The organism is Acinetobacter sp. M5A5_2a, assembly GCF_053345265.1.
Map to the genome: position 1 here is coordinate 192,586 of NZ_JBKEZV010000008.1, position 18,258 is coordinate 210,843.

The following is an 18,258-nucleotide window of genomic DNA, read 5'->3' on the forward strand; positions in this document are numbered from 1 at the left end:
TTCAGCCTCCTATACTTGATATATATTGCTGTGCTACGTGTCGTGCTATTTCATCTTTATCTAAAATGCACTCAATATTTTCAGCAACTGAATTTTCCAATTTTTGCAAAGTATGTTCTACCACTTGTGGAATATTTGTAAATCCAATTTGTTCCTTTAAAAATGCAGCAACAGCAACTTCATTTGCGGCATTCAAAATAGTAGGTGCCAAACCTCCCTCACGCATTGCTTGACGTGCCAAATCAAGTGCTGGGAATTTTTGAATATCTGGCGCTTGAAAATTAAGCTGAGAATACTCAAATAAATTTAAAGCAGGAACATTAGTCTGTAAACGCTCAGGCCATGCTAGAGCATGCGCAATTGGCGTACACATATCTGGATTACCCATTTGTGCTAATGTTGAACCATCAACATATTGCACCATAGAATGAATAATACTTTGTGGGTGAACAACAACTGTAACAAAATGTTCAGATATTGAAAACAAATGGCACGCCTCAATCAACTCTAACCCTTTATTCATAAGAGTAGCCGAGTCAACTGAGATTTTCTGCCCCATAGACCAATTAGGATGCTTACAGGCTTGCTGAGGAGTAACTTCTTTTAATTGCTCTAAAGAATGGTTTAAAAAAGGGCCACCAGAGGCTGTTAATAATATTCTAGATACACCCTGCTGTGGCTGCCCATTTCTTTCGGCTTCTAAATAATTATGAGGTAATGACTGAAAAATAGCGTTGTGTTCTGAATCTACTGGCAATAACAACGCCTGATGATCACGTGCTGCTTGCATCATGATTTCACCAGACATAACCAAAGCTTCTTTATTCGCTAATAATACCCGCTTACCAGCTTTTACAGCAGCCAGAGTGGGCAATAAACCTGCAGCACCAACAATTGCAGCCATAACCACATCAACATCTGGATGTGAAGCAATACTTACCAGCCCATCTTGACCAACCAGAATTTCAATATTTTGTAATTTATTATCTGCAAATAATGCTGTTAATTCGACAACTTTTTGCTCTGGAACAACCACAACTTTTGGCTGGAACTGCTTACAAATTTCAACCAACTCAGAAATTCGGCTATGAGCTGAAACTGCAAACACTGAATACTTATCAGGATGTTGATTTAAAATTTTTAAGGTACTTTGACCAATGGAACCGGTTACACCTAATATGCAAACAGATTGTGTCATCTATAAATCTACACCAATAAGTTTTAATATATACATTCCCGTTGCAAAGATCGGGGCTGCAGCAAGTAAAGAATCAATACGATCTAAAACACCACCATGACCAGGTAGAACACGGCCAGAATCTTTAATACCGGCACGACGTTTAATCATTGATTCAAATAAGTCACCCAAAACTGAACCAAATACTGTAATTAATGACAATATAAGAAACAGAATTTGCTGAATTAAAGTTAAATTTAGATAATGATATTGAACAACTAACATTATTACTACGGTCGTAATAATACCACCGTACAAACCTTCCACTGATTTGTTAGGGCTTACAGTCGGAGCTAGTTTTCTTTTCCCAAACTTGCGACCAACAAAGTAAGCACCACTATCTGCGCCCCATACGAGCAAGAACAGATACATTAACCACCATGGTGAGCTCTGCCATACTACAAAAATTGAGGTTACCGCAGCACAGACTAAAATTATGCCAATCACATACAAGGTAGCGTTATACCAGCCATCAAATTCAGGAAATGACTTAACCCAATATACACTTACAATCCAAGTCAAAATTGAAGCAGACCACAAAAGTAATGCAATATCATGGAAAAATAGGGCAACACCTGAAACAAATGCAACAAGCAGACCGTAGCACCAAGCTTTGGGTTTAACAGCATTTGCAGTTTCGCGAGGCATTAATTTATACCATTCATACCCCGCAACCCCTGCTGCAACAATCATAAGAACCAACATTGGATAATGTGATTGCGTAGCAAACATACAGCCTAAAACAACTGCAACAAGTACCAATGCGGTAACAATCCGCTCTAACATTATAAATTCTCTATTTTCTCTTGCTGAATTTGTTCAGATGTTTTGCCAAAACGACGTTCACGCCCTGAAAAAACATTCAATGCATGATCGAACTCTTTTACTGTAAATTCTGGCCATAAAGTATCCGTAAAATACAGTTCCGCATAAGCTGCTTGCCATAACAAGAAATTAGATATGCGATAATCTCCGCCTGTACGGATTAATAGGTCCACAGCCGGCAGATCGTTTAGACTGACATATTTTTCGAACAAATCAACATTTATTTGATCAGCACCAAATTCACCACGGGAAACTGCTTGAGCAACCTGTTTTGCTGCATTTGCAATGTCCCACATCCCACCATAGCTGATTGCAATAGTTAGAGTCATAGTGTCATGGTGTGCTGTCTGTTGCTCTGCATCTTCCATTAAGGCAACTAAGTGTGAGGATAATCGAGAACGATCACCGATAAAACGCAAAGCAATATTAAATTTCTTCATGCGAGGTATTTGCTCATGAATACTTTCTTCCAGAAGCTTCATAAGCAGATCGACTTCATACTGCGGTCGATTCCAATTTTCACTTGAAAATGCAAAAACAGTTAAAGCACGAATACCAGTTTTTTTACAATGTTCAACGATAGGATCGAGAACATTTTTACCCTCCCGATGGCCATCACCTTTTTGCATTTGATTTTTTTTTGCAAAGCGGTTGTTGCCATCCATAATGATGGCAACATGCTTGGGAAGATGATACTCTTCAGAATCGGTCATAAAAATTAGACCTTCATCAATTCTGCTTCTTTCGCTGCAAGACGCTTGTCTACTTCTGCAACATATTTGTCAGTAATTTTCTGGATATCATCACCTGCACGGCGTTCATCATCTTCAGAAATTTCTTTTTCTTTTAGCAATGCTTTGATATCACCCAATACATCACGGCGAATATTACGAATCGCAACTTTTGCATTTTCAGCTTCATTACGCGCAACTTTTTGCATATCACGACGTGTTTCTTCTGTTAATGCTGGTAAAGGTACACGAATTGCATCTGCTGTAATCGGGTTTAAACCAAGATCACTTTCACGGATTGCCTTATCAATAGCTGAAACCATTGTACGCTCAAATGGCTGAACAACAAGCGTACGAGAGTCTTCGATACCCACGTTTGCTACTTGATTTAAAGGCACATCAGAACCGTAGTAAGGAACCATTACACCATTTAAGATTGATGGGTGTGCACGGCCGGTACGAACTTTAGCAAACCCTAGTTCCAAAGACTCTAGAGTTTTTAACATACGCTGTTCGCTGTCTTTTTTCAGATCGTTAATCATATGATCTACCTTACTTATTTATTCAAAGATATATTTAACAAATTTAATTTAGCGCTAGTATAAAGAGCTTTAGGTAACACGTACATTATTTAGTAACGCGCGTCCCTTCTTTTTCACCCATTACTACTGACAATAACGCACCTGATTTATTCATATCAAAAACTTGCAATGGCACATTATGGTCTCGACATAAACAAATAGCGGTCAAATCCATAACACCAAGTTTTTCATCTAACACCTGATCAAAGGTTAAATGATCGTATTTAACAGCATCTTCAAATTTACTTGGATCTTTATTATAAACGCCATCTACTTTAGTCGCTTTTAAAATCAAATTGGCTTCGATTTCAATACCGCGTAAACATGCTGCTGTATCCGTTGTGAAAAATGGATTTCCTGTACCTGCAACGAAAACACAAACTTCACCTTGACTCAAATGACGAATCGCATCACGACTTGAGTAAGACTCTACCACTGTACCAATTGGCAATGCAGACATAAGACGAGTTCTGATATTACGACGAACTAGAGCATCACGCATAGCTAAGCCATTCATTACAGTTGCAAGCATACCCATTTGATCGCCTGTTACACGACCAACCAGGCCATCTTTTTGCAACTGACTACCACGGTACAAATTACCGCCGCCCACAACGATGCCCACTTGCACACCTAAACCAACCAAGTGTGCAATTGAAAGGGACATATGATCTAAAACTTGGGCATCAATACCCATGTCTTTATTACCTGACAATGCCTCACCAGATAATTTTAATAGAATACGTGAATAACGAGGGCTAATTGTTTCCGCCATGACTTTGCTCCAAAACCTCTTAAACTGAATGCTCTTTAATATATTTCGATTAAACCGATTTAATTTTAATTAACTTTGCAAATAAATCGTATTCATCCGCATCGGTGATTTCGACTTCCAACATATCGCCCGGTTGAATAGTGTTCTTATCGATATCTTCGACAAACACATTACCGTCAATTTCCGGAGCATCAGCATAAGAACGTGCAACGGCAACAGGATATTCATCTTCTAAACTATCGACCAAAACAGTCATCGTTTGACCAATACGTTTTTGCAATCTGGCAGCAGAAATTTCTTGCTGGACTTGCATAAAGCGCTCGTAACGCTCTTGTTTAATTTCTTCTGGCACATGATCTGGCAAATCATTTGCCGTTGCACCTTCTACTGGTGAATAGGTAAAACAACCCACACGATCAAGTTGAGCTTCTACGAGCCAATCAAGTAACAGCTGGAAGTCTTCTTCAGTTTCACCTGGGAAACCCACCACAAAAGTAGAACGGATCACAAGATCAGGACATTTTTCACGCCACAACTTAATTTTTTCTAGTGTATTTTCACTATGAGCCGGACGCTTCATTAACTTAAGAATACGTGGGCTTGCATGTTGGAATGGAATATCTAGATATGGCAGGATTTTACCTTGTGCCATTAAATCAATTACCGCATCCACATGTGGATATGGGTATACATAGTGTAAACGCACCCAGATGCCCAGTTGGCCTAGTGCTTCACACATGTCGAAGAATTTTGTCTTAACAGGCTGACCATTCCAGAAGTCAAGTTTGTACTTGGTGTCTACGCCATAAGCTGATGTATCTTGAGAAATAACCAAGATTTCTTTAACACCCGCTCTTTTAAGTGCAGCAGCTTCTTCTAATACACTACCGACTGGACGAGAAACCAAGTCACCACGCATACTTGGGATAATACAGAAGGTACAACGATGGTTACATCCTTCAGATATTTTTAAGTAAGCATAGTGCTTTGGTGTTAAGCGAATTCCCTGTTCAGGAACTAAGTCAACAAACGGGTTATGTTTAGGTGGTGCTGGTACATATTCATGCACAGCTTCCATCACATCTTGATAAGCTGCTGCACCAGTAACCTTTAAAACGTTTGGATGCATTTGACGAATTTTATCTTCGTCTTTACCTAAGCATCCAGTAACGATCACTCGACCATTTTCACTCATGGCCTCGCCAATTGCATCTAGCGACTCTTGTACCGCAGATTCAATAAAACCACAGGTATTAACAACTACTAAATCAGCACCATCATAATCTGATGCAACTTGATAACCTTCAGTCTTTAACTGAGTTAAAATTCGTTCAGAATCTACCAATGCCTTAGGACAACCTAAAGAAACAAAACCGACTTTGGGGGTCTTCATGAATCTGCGCTCCACTTGAATGCGCGTATTGTATGTCTTTTCTTGTCTCAAGCATAGGTGGAAAGCCTACTCTTTGTGTAATGCACCAAAATACAACCAACATTTGCACCAAAACTCATCTTTGCACCAATTTAGATCATGTTATTATCTAAACTTAAGCCATCCGCTTTGATCAAAAGATATAAAGAACGATTTCAGCGCGTTTTTAAGTACCTTAAAACTTTAAAATAACCCATAAACAAAGTTGGCGTATATTTTGCATCGTCCATGTTCTATAACGGTGAAAATCCGATAACCAAGAAGATGCCATTGCGCTATTTTAAGACAGGAACGATTCGCTAATGGATCAACACAACCCTATCGACTATCGCCTATTGGTAGACAATTTAACTACTGCGATTTTATTAATCGATAGTAACTTGAACATTTTTTATTTAAATTCAGCCTGTGAAGCACTATTTGACATTAGTTTGCTCCGTGCTTCAGGACAGCCCGTTTTAAACTTGCTTCATGCCCCTGACGATACTTTTAATACGCATGAAGCTTTATTGAACACCATAAAAACCGGACAACCCTATACGCGTCGAGAAGCTGTCATTAATGTCAACTTTAAAGACCTCCATGTGGATTACACAGTTTCTCAATTAAATGCAGGTAAAAGCTACCATCCATTACTGTTGATCGAACTTAACCCAATTGATCGCATGTTAAAGATTTCAAAAGAAGAAAATCTGGTTCAACAGCATCAGGTAGCTAGACAACTCGTGCGTGGTGTTGCACATGAAATTAAAAACCCACTTGCAGGTATTCGGGGAGCAACCCAGTTACTCGCTCGTAGTTTAAATGATAAGACTTATGCAGAATTCACCGATGTCATCATTAATGAAGTAGATCGTTTAACTAACTTGGCTGATACCATGTTAGGTTCTAGACAACTACCAAGCTATGAAAATGTTAACGTACACGAACCCTTAGAACGAGTACGCTCTCTTATTGCAAACCAGACAAAAAAGAAAATTAAAATTATACGTGACTATGATTTGTCATTACCTGATGTTAATGCCGATCGAGATCAGTTAATACAGGTCATGCTTAATATTAGTGTAAATGCAATTCAAGCCATTACAGAAAACAAAGCATTTTTTATAGATCAGGAACCAGAGTTAATTCTACGTACGCGAATACAGCGTCTTGTCACGATTAATGGTGTACTGAATCGATCTACCGTTCGGGTCGACATTGAAGATAATGGACCAGGCATTCCTGAAAGTATTTTGGAGTCCGTGTTCTATCCATTGGTTACTGGACGAGCAAAAGGTACTGGGCTTGGCCTGAGTATTGCACAGAATATTATGCATCAACATAACGGAATGATTGAATGCCAATCTGTTCCTGGAAAAACTATTTTTAGCTTATATTTACCTTGGGAGTCAGACCGTGTCGCGAAATAAAATATGGGTTATTGATGATGATCGCGCCATGCGATGGGTATTGGAAAAGACCTTTAAAGAAGAGGGTTTTGATGTTACCAATTTTGAAGAAGCTCAAACTGCGCTTGAACGCTTGCATCATGACGCTCCCGATGTCATTTTAACTGACATACGCATGCCTGGGATTGATGGATTAACTTTCTTATCTAAAGTCAAAAACACTCATCCAGACTTACCTGTCATTATTATGACTGCACACTCCGATTTAGAATCTGCTGTTTCAAGCTATCAAACAGGTGCATTTGAATATTTACCAAAGCCATTTGATATTGATGAAGCTTTAGCTTTAGTAAATCGTGCAATCTTGCATATCAACAAGCTACAACAGCAAGAAGCTACAAAAACAGCTTTACCTCTTCAATCAACAGAAATTATTGGTGAATCTCCAGCAATGCAGGAGGTTTTCCGCGCCATTGGCCGTTTATCTCAATCTCATATTACCGTTTTAATTAATGGTGAATCAGGTACAGGTAAAGAACTAGTTGCGCATGCTTTACACAAGCACTCCCCACGCCGTGCTAAGCCTTTTATTGCTTTAAATATGGCTGCAATTCCAAAAGACTTGATTGAAACCGAGTTGTTTGGTCATGAAAAAGGCGCTTTTACAGGAGCAAACACTCAGCATCAAGGCCGCTTTGAACAAGCAAATGGCGGAACACTATTCCTTGATGAAATTGGTGACATGCCATTTGAAACACAGACTCGACTACTTCGTGTCCTTGCCGACGGTGAATTTTATCGTGTAGGTGGACATATCCCAGTTAAAGTTGATGTTCGAATCGTTGCAGCAACGCATCAGGATTTAGAAAAGCTGGTAAATGAAGGCCGCTTCCGTGAAGACTTATATCACCGCTTAAATGTGATTCGCATTCACATTCCTAAACTTGCTCACCGTAGCGAAGATATCCCAATGCTGGCTCAGCACTTTCTTGCGCGTGCAGGTAAAGAGCTTGGCGTAAGTCCAAAAATCTTACGTACCGAGACAACAGACTATATGCAACAGTTGCCATGGCCCGGCAATGTTCGACAACTTGAAAACACATGCCGCTGGTTAACTGTAATGATCACCGGGCGTGAAGTGTATCCAGAAGATTTACCTTCTGAACTCAAACAGGTTCCATTGCAAAAGAATACTGATGCTGGACAACCTGCCCCTTCATTTGAACGCATTTCTTTACACCATTGGGATGAACTGTTAAACCAGTGGGCAATTCAAAAGCTTAAGAATGGTGAAATGAAGATTTTGGATATCGCTACACCAATGTTTGAACGCACCTTAATTAACGCTGCTTTACAACAAACACGTGGACGCAAACGCCATGCTGCAGAATTACTGGGTTGGGGCCGCAACACTCTAACTCGCAAGTTAAAAGAACTTGGAATGGATTCTGCTGACGATGATGAAGAAGATGAACATAAGGTTACCCAAACTGAAGCCTAAAAAGCTTATTACCTAAATTAAAAGCGGCTAAGGTTGTCTTAGCCGCTTTATTTTTTTATTAAATTTAAAAATGAACATCAGGTTACATCATTAGAGCACCCTAAAAATAGATCTAACCAACTATTTTATATAAGTTAATTTTAAAGTTATTTTATTTAGTGTTCAGCAGTTGATCTAAAAAAATAGTGATGACCATCCTTAAAGATAGTTTTGCTATACTAAATAAGCAAAGTTAGTCGTTGTTATTAAATTTTATGCATGATTCAGTCCTTGAGTCACATCATTCAGTATGTGAAAAACCTCAAACACGCCGCGGTATTGAACGTCGTTTAGCTCTTCTGTTAAGCGCGACCGAGCTGTTCTTGGAAAAAGGATATGATGCTGTTTCACTTGATGACATTGTTAATCATGCCGGTGGCTCTAAGGCTTCTATTTATAAATATTTTGGCAATAAAGAGGGGCTCTTTGCCGCTATTTGTGATCATAAACGTGAAATGTTTTTTAAAGATGTATGTATTCCATTCCAACCAGAAAAAAGTACTTTAAGAGAATATCTTATTCAAACACTCAATCGTGTTTATGTTCACATTATTCAACCCGAACATGTTGCTTTTTTAAGACTTATTATCGAACAGACCGAGTGTAATACTGTGCTCATACAATATCTATATGACAAATGGGTACACAATTTACAAAACACGCTTACCCAAGCACTAGAGTCTGCAGATAAATCAGGGGAAATTACATGCAATTCTCCCTATTATTCTTCACTCATGTATTTTGGGATTTTACGCGATATTGAATGGCGTATGATTATGGGTATGCCTGCTCTACCAGATGAGAAAGAAGCTATTGATTATATTGAATATTGCGTAGATATTTTCCTCAAGGGCCACCATAAAGTCTAATTCTTTTGCATTTTAAAATGCTTATAGTATAGTAGACTTCTTTTTTCCACATCCACCCAGCCAACAACAGATAATTGTTGTATTTCCTAACAATTATTATGGAGTAGCTACATGGCTCTAAGACATTTCCTGACTTTACGTGATCTATCCACTCTAGAACTTAATCGCATTTTAGAACGCGCAAGCGAGCTTAAAAAAATGCAGCATGACAATAAGGTATTTCAACCTTTTGTTGGTAAAGTATTGGGAATGATTTTTGAGAAATCAAGCACGCGTACACGTATCTCTTTTGAAGCAGGCATTAATCAATTTGGTGGTAGTGCGATTTTTCTATCGCCTCGCGACACACAATTAGGTCGTGGTGAACCGATTGAAGACTCAGCACGTGTAATTTCAAGTATGCTTGATATTGTGATGATTCGTACTTTCGGTCATGACATTGTTGAACGTTTTGCATCGTATTCAAAAGTTCCTGTTATTAACGGTTTGACAGATGACCATCATCCTTGCCAGTTACTTGCAGATTTACAGACTTATAATGAACACCGCGGTAGCATTAAAGGCAAAACTGTTGCTTGGATTGGTGATGGCAATAATATGTGTAACTCATATATTGAAGCTGCACACATGATGGGCTTTAAACTCAAAATTGCATCGCCGAAAGGATATGAGCCTAAACCTGAATTTCTAGCAGAGTTTGGCCATTGTGTTGAAGTTTTTGACAATGCAGAAGACGCTGCTGTAAATGCTGACCTCATTGTGACAGATGTATGGGCAAGCATGGGACAAGAAGAAGAACAGAAGCTTCGTGAAAGAGCCTTTGCTGCTTTTCAGGTCAATGAAAAATTAATGGGACTTGCTCATCCTGACTGTTTGTTCATGCACTGTTTACCTGCCCATCGTGGTGAAGAAATTTCTGAAACAATGCTAGACCATAAAAATGCAGTGGTGTGGGATGAAGCCGAAAACCGCCTACATGCACAAAAAGCCTTGATGGAATTTTTATTAAATGAACATCTGAAATAAGCTTAATTCCTTTCTTTAAAAACAGCACTTTTATCGTGCTGTTTTTTTATTTTCTAAATTACTTCTTTTGTTTAGTATAATTTTTTTAATATTCTTGTTTAGGCTGATGAATATATAAGCAAGCCGTATTTTATCTATCATATATAATCGTGTATAACATTGAACACAATAAGCCAAACTCACTCTTGCTGAGTACGATCATGACCACTCTTGAACAATCATTAGCTCAAATCCCTACTTTTTCTGTTATTCATGAGCACTTATTTAGTTCAGCTCAACCCTCAATCGAACAACTGAAACTGATTAAAGAATATGGTTGCAGTACAGTCATTAATCTCGCTTTAAGTAACGCACCAAATCATATTGAAAATGAAGATCGCATTTGTTTAGACCTCGGTTTAAATTATATCCATATTCCAATTGATTGGGAGACTCCATCTGCCGAGCAATGTTTATTGGTACTCGATCTCATTGATCATTTAGTCCAGAATGAAATTGTCTGGATTCACTGTACTAAAAACGATCGCTCTAGTTGCCTCATGTATGTATATAGACAATTTTATATGAATATGGACATGCCTACTTCTCAAGATTTACTCCATGAAATTTGGGAACCTAATGAAACTTGGACAGGTCTTATTCATAGCATTACCTTACAGCTACAAGGCCGTAAGGCAACTCTAGAGCTTCAACAGTCTTTGCAACAGGTCGATCACTTAGTGTGATGAGAGACTAGAACAGTTGCTGTAGCTAAAATACCCTCTTGACGACCGGTAAACCCAAGTTTTTCGGTTGTCGTCGCTTTAATACTGATTTGATTAACATCTACATTTAAAACATCAGCAATACTTTGACGCATTTCTAAATTATGCTTAGCTAATTTGGGACGCTCACAAGCCACCGTAATATCAGCATTATTTAACTGATAACCGCGATCCAATATGAGTTGGTAAACATGCTTTAACAATACTCGACTATCTGCGCCTTTGTATTCTGGGTCAGTGTCAGGAAAGTGTTGTCCAATATCTCCGAGTGCCAGAGCACCCAACAAAGCATCACACAGAGCATGAAGAACCACATCGCCATCAGAGTGTGCTTTCAAGCCATGCGTATGTGGAATTTGAATGCCAGCCAATGTAACGAAGTCCCCCGCTTCAAAGGCATGTACATCCATTCCTTGTCCAATTCGAATTTGAGCAACCATATAACTATTACCTTCCATAAAAACTTAAGAAATCTTGTATTCAGCCTTTCTGTTTCGCTATAGTACACCTAGCAAAGTAGACTGAAAGTATAAGCGATCATGCTGTCTAATACTGATATGAATCAATTGAAAAGATTAAGTTTTGCCGTGACACTGAGTTGTTTATGTTCATCTCTTGTCTTTGCAGAATCAATAGACTGCTCCAACTCTGGAACTGAGCTTAAAATCTGCTCAAAAACATTTAGTGAATCGAAGAAACAACTCGATAATAAATATCTTTCCGCATATTTAGTTACTGATGCCCCCTTACAGCTTTTACAGGATACACAAAAGTTATGGTCTAAACATACTCAGCAATGCAAGAGTAATACATGCATTCAGCAACAGTTTGATTTACGTACTGATGACTTAAATTTTTATGCATCACTTAAGCAAACGCTTACCCAACATTATCTTAAGTTTGAAAATGGACGTATAGCTGCACAACCTGTTCACATTCAAGTCCATCAGCTTGCAAAGGATAAAATCAAGATTGAAGGAATCACATACCGCAATCCAAATAACCGTAAAGAAACTCAAACGATTTCCTTAATGGCCTATAGTTCACCTGAACAAAAAAGTGAAATTTTGGACAATGAGCACAACTGTAAATATCAGTTTAATTTTCAAAAAGCTTTACTTAATGTGAAAACCCAACAAAAAGGCTGTGAGCGTTTTAGCGGAATCTATCGATTATATGATTAATTTAATACTTTAGATAAAAGCCAGTGTTTGAACACTGGCTTTTTACTTTCTAGACCGGATATTTTTGAGCAATATCCTGACCAACTAAGACTGCTGTCGCCGCAGACAAAGTCCAACCTAAGTGCCCATGTCCGGTATTATAGAAAATACGAGGTTGTTTAGACTGCTTCACCACAGGCAGCATATTAGGCATCATCGGCCTTAGCCCAGCCCAAGGTACGACATGCTCAGTTGAAATATCGAAATTACGGTTTACCCAATTTACTAAAGGTTGAATACGATCAGCCCGTATATCGCGGTTGTAACCATTAAATTCAGCGGTTCCCGCCACGCGCAACCGATCTTTACCTAAACGAGAAGTCACGATTTTAGCACTTTCATCTAGTAAACTTACCCACGGTGCATTCTTTACACTTTGCTCATCTTTTAATTGCACGGTAATTGAATAACCTTTTACGGGATAAACATTTACTCGCTCACCAATCATATCGGCGAGTTGATAACTCCCTACACCACCACAAACCACAAGCACATCACCTTCGATCTGGATGCTCTCAGATTCAACAAGATAAGGATGCTCTGCGCTTGGCTGACAACTTACGATCACTTTGTCTGGATGACACTTAATATCTGTGACTTCCAAACCAAATTTATACTCAACACCATATTGTTTAGTCTTTTCAGCCAAAGAGGTTGAATATTTATGGATATCCCCCGTTGCATCACTTGGTGTGTAATAACCACCAAAATATTCACCCGTTAACGATGGCTCTATCGTTTTCATTTCATCAGGTGAAACTGAATAGCGTTCCAATTTACCTTTATTCAAGACATCATTGACTTGTTTAGCGGTCTCATAATCGGCCTTACTATGATACATATGAAGAATGCCACGTTTCTCCAAATCAAACTGAAGTTGCTCTTTTTCTGCAACTTCAAACAAGCGCTTACGGGCGAGTAATGCCAATCGGACCGTCTCGATCGTATTCGCTTCATAGTTTTTAATATGGGATAAGAACTCAACCAGCCAACTATACTTATGCAAACTAAATGAAGGATTCAGTAATAGCGGCGCATCTTTTTGTCTCATCCACTTAAAGCCCTTAACTACAGTGGCTTTTTGGTTCCATACTTCGGCATTACAAGCCGATAATTGCCCTCCATTGGCAAATGATGTTTCCATTGCAGGATATAGATGTCGATCAATCACTGTGACTTGATAACCCAGTTGCGATAATTCATAGGCAGAGGTAACCCCTGTGATTCCCGCACCTATCACAATAACATGTGGCATAACAGACTCCTCAGAAATGCAAAACATTTCATCAGTACAGCCCATCTGTCATTGGTACCTGAGAGTTTCGACCCCAACGTTACCTTTTAACGTTTAGATCTTCCCCTTCGGTGAGTTTATAATTTATAAGTTATTATTTTCAATTCTTATAAATCTAAGCTTCTCTCCAGATTTTTTAATTATTACAGTCCTTCTGCCTGAGAGTTTCCGGGCTTGTTGCTCCTTCGGCGGGTTCTTTCGAACCTCTCTCCCGCAATAATTTTGTATTTATATAAGCAATGTATCTGCCACTTTAAAAAAAACGCATTCTTTTCTTGTAAACTTTTGTACCGAGAATTATCAAGTTATAAATCTTTAATTTAATTATAAAAATAAAAAAGGTGAATCTTTATGAATTCACCTTTTGTGTTTAATTAGAGTTTTCCATTGAGCACTGGGTCTGAAACTGTACCCTTCCATTGCTCACGCAAGGTTGGTAAATAAAATTTCTCACCAATAGTGACCAGTTCTGCATCAATCAATGCATGAACTTCGTGCATAAAAATATAATCAAGTGCAACCAAAGAAAGTTCATGATTTTTTTGGGCAGTTTTTTTACGTTTCGCTTGAGCTTGTTTCACTAACTCATTCGCAAAGTTTTTATCTTTATAAGCCGTAATTGCATTTAAACGAAGTTCAATAACACCCCATCCAGCTAATAGTTTTTTAAACACATCAAAATCTTCTGAAGTTGATTCCCATGTTACATTTTCTAGATCGTTATCATCAGGTAAAACTGGCAATAACAGATCACCTGTACTTGGGAAAATCTTTTTAAGATTTAACAGAAACTTAACAGGCTGATCACCGGGATAATCATTAAATTGCACATGTTGTTGGGTATCTGTCAAATAAATAGAGAGCATTCAAAAATCCTTAGCTAAGCTTCTGTTTTCAATTACTTTATCCTCAATTCTGCAAATTAGATGCAAAACAAAAACAATATAAAAACAGGACAAGGTGCGCATTTTAACAATTATGACAGCTTATTCAACGCTAATTCGCCATTAATTAATGAAACTTACACCCTCTTGACAAAAAGCCCTCCGAAAAGAGCTCTTTGTTAATGCAGGTTCAATTCTTGCCATCGCTATAAACCCCACCAATAACTTGTCTTTAGCAGGGCTTCTTATGCCGTAATAGATATACAGCTAATAAAACTTTTTAATAAAGTTGTTCGCCCTAGTTCTAAACTAAACTGAAGAAATGAACTCTGCTGTAGTTTTTAACTGAGCAAAAGCATTGCTTAAAACTTGGTTATGATGATCAATGATTTGCGAAGCATTTAAAGCTGCTGAATCAGTTGTTGTATGTGCATCTGAAATTAGTGTCACTTTATATCCATACTCTGAAGTAGCCCTAACAGTAGTATCAATACAATATTCAGTTTTCATCCCAGTCATTATGATTTCATCAATATCAAGTTTCTCTAATACTTCTTTTAAAACAGTATTTTTAAAGCTGCTAGGGTACATTTTTTCAATGACTGTATCTTTATGTGGATTAAAAGGTAAATCTTTAATTAGTTGAGTGTTCGGGCCGTTTGGATCTAATGGTGTACCTTTCTCACCGACATGCCGAATAAAGATAATTGGTCTATCATTCAACCGGCAATATTCAATAAGGCTAAGAATGTTTGAAAGTACGAATTTGGCATTATGTGGCTTAGGCTCGCCGTTAAATAAGCCATTTTGCATATCAATAACGAGTAAAGCCGATTTTGAGTTACTACTGAGTTTTTTCATAATATTTCTCTGTAAAACCAATAATGAACAGAGAAAAATTAACCCAGCCATTATTGGCTGGGTTTGGTTATCTTATTAAGTCACTTTAATAAAAAATCACACACAGCCTTCCTTAAAGGTCGTGGTGGTGGTAGTGATTTTATTCAATAAACAGTTCATTTGTTTTAACTGCCATAATTAAAGCGTGATTAACCATACCATAGCTTTTTCAAAAGAAACAAAGCTTTTTAACTTTTTTATTTTGTGGAGTACCTTGTACTCTTAATTAGTTCTTACAGAAATACTTCATAATAGAAAGCTAATTTATTTAACTGAAAGTAAGTATTCATATGCTGTTTTTTCATCACTCTGTAGTTTAATGACTGCATCAGTTTCATCATTTAAAGTAAAGTTAAATACCTTCTCACCATCATAAGAAATTTGATGGCCCATACGGAATTCTGAATCAATTGACTCAAGAATAATAAAATTCCCTTCGATATTCGAAGCAATATAGTAAGTATTGTTCCGATGAACATATCTAATTGTGTACATCACTATTTAAATTCCATCTAAAAAATTATGTTTTTTCTTAAATAATAAAAAAAGCTCGCTTCCTCTTCTCAAGCAGAAATGAAGCTAGCGAAAAAAAGATCCGCCCTTCTTTTGATTTCTAGCACTAATCGTTCAGCGCCAAACTAATATATAAATATTACAGAAATACTTAACAATAAAAAACCCCGCCATTAGTCGATACTGAGTCGGGTTTCTTGTACCGTCATATGTCTGAGAGAACTAACTCTCACATGGGCTTACTGCTATTTAAATTAATCTTTACACTTAACTTTCAAAACGGCTGCTTTGGTATTCACTGGAATAAGCAGTCCTGAATTATAGACAGTATGATGATTTACGATTTTGTTATTGCTATCCAACTCATCAAAACCTTTATCTTTACATATTTCCTCTGCTTTCCCGATTAACTTTGACCTCAAAGCTTCTCTTGAACCAAATGCATTACTTTGAGCATGAAGTTGGTAAACACCAGGATTCACCTCAGCTACAGTAGGTGGAAACATTTGTAGACAACCGGACAAGGTACAAGCTGTTATTGTTAAAACAACTATTGATTTAGTCTTTTTCATTTATTGGAGCTTAGAATAAAATAACGTAGCAAAAATAAGGTTTAGTTATGACACTAACATTTCAAGGTATAAAAAAAAGCCCACTTTTTCAAGCAGGCCTTCCCCTTATGATTTTTTGCGCTGATCATTCAGGACTTTTGTTGTACTTAGCAACTCGCGGATATTACAGAAGTATTTGACAATAAAAAAGCCCATTAGAAGAGATTATTTACTATTTGGTGAAACCATTTTTTCAGGTTTAACCACTTCATCAAATTGCTCTGCCGTAACTAAACCAAGCTCAACAGCAACCTGCTTTAAAGTTTTATTTTCTTTATAAGCGGTCTTGGCAACTTTTGCAGAATTTTCATAACCAATCACTGGGTTCAAAGCAGTGACCAACATGAGAGAGTTATGTAAGAAGTGATCAATTTTATCCTGATTAGGCTCAATTCCCACCGCACAGTGATCATTAAAACTATTACAAGCATCGCCAAGCAACTGAATAGACTGCAATAAGTTGTAAGCAATCACTGGCATAAATACGTTTAATTCAAAGTTACCTGAAGCGCCTGCCACATTAATGGTCGTATCATTTCCAAGCACTTGAGCAACAACCATGGTCATTGCTTCACTTTGTGTCGGGTTTACTTTGCCTGGCATAATACTTGAACCAGGTTCATTTTCAGGAATACGGATTTCACCGAAACCACAACGTGGACCACTGGCCAACCAGCGAATATCGTTCGCAATTTTATTTAAACTGACTGCAAGCGTTTTTAATGCGCCAGAAGCAAAAACAGCAGCATCACGCCCTGCAAGTGCTTCAAATTTGTTTGGAGCAGTCACAAATGGTAAGCCCGTAAGTAAAGCAAGCTGATCCGCTGCTTTCACTGCATAGTCAGGATGTGCATTTAACCCTGTACCTACTGCTGTACCACCTAGTGGCAATTCATATAAACCACTTAAAGCTTGCTGTAAACGCACTACACCATGCTCAAGCTGAGAGACATAGCCACTGAATTCTTGACCCAATGTTAATGGCGTTGCATCTTGTAAATGGGTACGACCAATTTTAACAATAGATTGAAACTCATCAGATTTCTTTTGCAAAGTCGCTTTAAGTTGTTCTACTGCCGGAATGAGTAATTCATTAATTTGCAGACTTGCAGCAACATGGATTGCCGTTGGAAATGAGTCGTTCGTTGATTGAGCACGATTGACATGGTCATTTGGATGTACAGGCTTTTGGGCACCTAATGCTTGACCTAATTTTTGGTTTGCAATATTTGCAATCACTTCATTGCAGTTCATGTTACTTTGCGTACCAGAACCAGTCTGCCATACAACTAAAGGAAACTGTGAATCCCATTTACCATCAATTACTTCTTCAGCCGCGCCCACAATATATTGGCTCAAATCTTGCGGTAACTGTTCAAGTTCAGCATTGGTTATCGCAGCAGCCTTTTTTACTAGCCCCATTGCTCGAATCATGGCACGTGGTAATCGTTCTTGCCCGATTTTAAAGTTCTGTAAGCTGCGTTGAGTCTGTGCCCCCCACAATGCTTCATTCGGAACTTCAATCTCACCCATAGTGTCATGTTCAATTCGTGTTTGCATAGAAACCTCAGTTGTCTGGTTAAAGAACTTACGGGCTGAAGCAAGTATTTGCTCTGGCTAGTTAATTTTTAATATCGTACTCAAGCATTCCATTATTGTAAA

Annotated in this window: 19 protein-coding genes and 1 riboswitch; of the genes, 6 read left to right on the forward strand and 13 right to left on the reverse strand. The window is 38.1% G+C overall.

Annotation, left to right across the window (positions count from 1 at the left end; genetic code table 11):
• Window position 1: 1 nt before the first annotated feature.
• The 6 genes from ispC to rimO form a co-directional block, all read right to left on the reverse strand.
• Window positions 2-1,198 carry a 1-deoxy-D-xylulose-5-phosphate reductoisomerase gene (gene ispC / locus ACLBWE_RS11465; protein WP_347019926.1) on the reverse strand — a complete coding sequence of 399 codons (1,197 nt, stop codon included), beginning with the start codon at window positions 1,196-1,198 and terminating at the stop codon, window positions 2-4.
• Window positions 1,199-2,023, reverse strand: coding sequence for a phosphatidate cytidylyltransferase (locus ACLBWE_RS11470; protein WP_003652182.1), 825 nt, complete (start codon window positions 2,021-2,023; stop codon window positions 1,199-1,201).
• Window positions 2,023-2,775 carry a polyprenyl diphosphate synthase gene (gene uppS / locus ACLBWE_RS11475; protein WP_133746773.1) on the reverse strand — a complete coding sequence of 251 codons (753 nt, stop codon included), beginning with the start codon at window positions 2,773-2,775 and terminating at the stop codon, window positions 2,023-2,025. Before uppS ends, ACLBWE_RS11470 begins: the two co-directional genes overlap by 1 nt.
• A 5-nt stretch (window positions 2,776-2,780) precedes the next feature.
• Window positions 2,781-3,335 carry a ribosome recycling factor gene (gene frr, locus ACLBWE_RS11480; RefSeq protein ID WP_003652184.1) on the reverse strand — a complete coding sequence of 185 codons (555 nt, stop codon included), beginning with the start codon at window positions 3,333-3,335 and terminating at the stop codon, window positions 2,781-2,783.
• Window positions 3,336-3,420: 85 nt separating this feature from the next.
• Window positions 3,421-4,149 (reverse strand): UMP kinase, encoded by a 729-nt coding sequence (gene pyrH / locus ACLBWE_RS11485; RefSeq protein ID WP_003652185.1) that lies wholly within the window; start codon window positions 4,147-4,149, stop codon window positions 3,421-3,423.
• Between the two features lie 49 nt (window positions 4,150-4,198).
• The gene (gene rimO, locus ACLBWE_RS11490; protein WP_080027282.1) at window positions 4,199-5,542 is read right to left on the reverse strand and encodes a 30S ribosomal protein S12 methylthiotransferase RimO; all 1,344 of its coding nucleotides are present in this window, start codon (window positions 5,540-5,542) and stop codon (window positions 4,199-4,201) included.
• 341 nt (window positions 5,543-5,883) lie between these two features.
• On the opposite strand from rimO, the gene glnL reads away from it, so the two are divergent.
• The 5 genes from glnL (at window position 5,884) to ACLBWE_RS11515 (ending at window position 11,132) form a co-directional block, all read left to right on the forward strand.
• Window positions 5,884-6,993: a nitrogen regulation protein NR(II) gene (glnL, locus tag ACLBWE_RS11495; RefSeq protein WP_003652188.1), complete on the forward strand. Its 1,110-nt coding sequence runs from the start codon at window positions 5,884-5,886 to the stop codon at window positions 6,991-6,993.
• Complete coding sequence (glnG, locus tag ACLBWE_RS11500; RefSeq protein ID WP_005039979.1) at window positions 6,980-8,473, forward strand: nitrogen regulation protein NR(I); 1,494 nt, start codon at window positions 6,980-6,982, stop codon at window positions 8,471-8,473. The genes glnL and glnG overlap by 14 nt, the downstream gene beginning before the upstream one ends.
• A 254-nt stretch (window positions 8,474-8,727) precedes the next feature.
• Window positions 8,728-9,381 (forward strand): TetR/AcrR family transcriptional regulator, encoded by a 654-nt coding sequence (locus ACLBWE_RS11505; protein ID WP_005039977.1) that lies wholly within the window; start codon window positions 8,728-8,730, stop codon window positions 9,379-9,381.
• Window positions 9,382-9,492: 111 nt separating this feature from the next.
• Complete coding sequence (gene argF / locus ACLBWE_RS11510; RefSeq protein ID WP_003652194.1) at window positions 9,493-10,407, forward strand: ornithine carbamoyltransferase; 915 nt, start codon at window positions 9,493-9,495, stop codon at window positions 10,405-10,407.
• Window positions 10,408-10,607: 200 nt separating this feature from the next.
• Window positions 10,608-11,132, forward strand: a complete 525-nt coding sequence (locus ACLBWE_RS11515) for a protein tyrosine phosphatase family protein (RefSeq protein ID WP_004643117.1) — start codon at window positions 10,608-10,610, stop codon at window positions 11,130-11,132.
• Here the strand turns inward: ACLBWE_RS11515 and ispF are convergent.
• Window positions 11,120-11,611, reverse strand: a complete 492-nt coding sequence (gene ispF / locus ACLBWE_RS11520; RefSeq protein WP_003652198.1) for a 2-C-methyl-D-erythritol 2,4-cyclodiphosphate synthase — start codon at window positions 11,609-11,611, stop codon at window positions 11,120-11,122. The two genes, ACLBWE_RS11515 and ispF, sit on opposite strands and share 13 nt — an antisense overlap.
• A 99-nt stretch (window positions 11,612-11,710) precedes the next feature.
• Between ispF and ACLBWE_RS11525 the strand changes: the two genes are divergently transcribed.
• Window positions 11,711-12,355 carry an A1S_1983 family putative colistin resistance protein gene (locus tag ACLBWE_RS11525; RefSeq protein WP_447602962.1) on the forward strand — a complete coding sequence of 215 codons (645 nt, stop codon included), beginning with the start codon at window positions 11,711-11,713 and terminating at the stop codon, window positions 12,353-12,355.
• Window positions 12,356-12,404: 49 nt separating this feature from the next.
• Here the strand turns inward: ACLBWE_RS11525 and ACLBWE_RS11530 are convergent, their stop codons facing one another.
• The 6 genes from ACLBWE_RS11530 to fumC all read right to left on the reverse strand — a co-directional run bounded on the left by ACLBWE_RS11530 (window position 12,405) and on the right by fumC (window position 18,156).
• On the reverse strand, window positions 12,405-13,649 hold the full coding sequence (locus ACLBWE_RS11530; protein WP_447602964.1) for a D-amino acid dehydrogenase: 1,245 nt from the start codon (window positions 13,647-13,649) through the stop codon (window positions 12,405-12,407).
• Between the two features lie 175 nt (window positions 13,650-13,824).
• Window positions 13,825-13,912: riboswitch (glycine riboswitch) on the reverse strand.
• Between the two features lie 150 nt (window positions 13,913-14,062).
• Window positions 14,063-14,554 (reverse strand): hypothetical protein, encoded by a 492-nt coding sequence (locus ACLBWE_RS11535; protein ID WP_092707038.1) that lies wholly within the window; start codon window positions 14,552-14,554, stop codon window positions 14,063-14,065.
• Window positions 14,555-14,881: 327 nt separating this feature from the next.
• Window positions 14,882-15,433 carry a cysteine hydrolase family protein gene (locus ACLBWE_RS11540; RefSeq protein ID WP_447602966.1) on the reverse strand — a complete coding sequence of 184 codons (552 nt, stop codon included), beginning with the start codon at window positions 15,431-15,433 and terminating at the stop codon, window positions 14,882-14,884.
• 303 nt (window positions 15,434-15,736) lie between these two features.
• Complete coding sequence (locus ACLBWE_RS11545) at window positions 15,737-15,967, reverse strand: hypothetical protein (RefSeq protein ID WP_348948313.1); 231 nt, start codon at window positions 15,965-15,967, stop codon at window positions 15,737-15,739.
• Window positions 15,968-16,239: 272 nt separating this feature from the next.
• On the reverse strand, window positions 16,240-16,557 hold the full coding sequence (locus ACLBWE_RS11550; protein WP_348947835.1) for a hypothetical protein: 318 nt from the start codon (window positions 16,555-16,557) through the stop codon (window positions 16,240-16,242).
• A 204-nt stretch (window positions 16,558-16,761) separates the two neighbouring features.
• Window positions 16,762-18,156 (reverse strand): class II fumarate hydratase, encoded by a 1,395-nt coding sequence (fumC, locus tag ACLBWE_RS11555; RefSeq protein ID WP_199989675.1) that lies wholly within the window; start codon window positions 18,154-18,156, stop codon window positions 16,762-16,764.
• Between the last annotated feature and the right edge of the window lie 102 nt (window positions 18,157-18,258).